The organism is Bradyrhizobium sp. NBAIM08 (assembly GCF_020193935.1).
GTDB lineage: Bacteria > Pseudomonadota > Alphaproteobacteria > Rhizobiales > Xanthobacteraceae > Bradyrhizobium > Bradyrhizobium yuanmingense.
This window is the reverse complement of record NZ_JADYVR010000329.1, coordinates 1-450: the sequence shown is the minus strand read 5'-3', so window position 1 is coordinate 450 and position 450 is coordinate 1. Positions and strand designations below refer to the sequence as shown.

Genomic DNA, 450 nt, shown 5'->3' with positions numbered 1-450 from the left:
CTTCGTAAAACTCCAGGTTAAAGTCTATATCTTTTTTATTGATACTTACAAATAAGTTGGCGGTTGGTGAACCACTCACGATAAGATCCTTTTGAAACGGCGGGGTTTCAAAAATAAGTTGATACTGCTTTTTTAAGTAAGAACTTGTGAGCGGGCGTGTGTCATCCATGCCTGTTTCAGAAACGGTTGCCGTATGTACGATAGCTGCCGGATTGAACTGCAATTTCAATGGGCTGCTTTCATTTGCGGGAGTATCGGACAAGGCATAGAATGATTTTACAGGCTTATCCGTCAGGTAAAAATGCAGGGTGTCTGTATTCATCTTTTCCAGGGTGGAAGCATGTTTCCATCCTTCTCCCATTACAAAATAATTGACCCTGTCTTTCAATATAGCCGGTTTCTCTTCCCCCTTTAAGGTATAATCAAACCAATCCATTACCACATCATGTA

At 40.9% G+C, this 450-nt stretch carries 1 protein-coding gene; it reads right to left on the bottom strand.

Annotated features, from left to right (window positions below; translation table 11 throughout):
- Positions 1-436: CocE/NonD family hydrolase C-terminal non-catalytic domain-containing protein (locus I6F37_RS39735; RefSeq protein WP_225154339.1), on the bottom strand; the 436-nt coding region annotated here is incomplete at its 3' end.
- Positions 437-450: the final 14 nt, after the last annotated feature.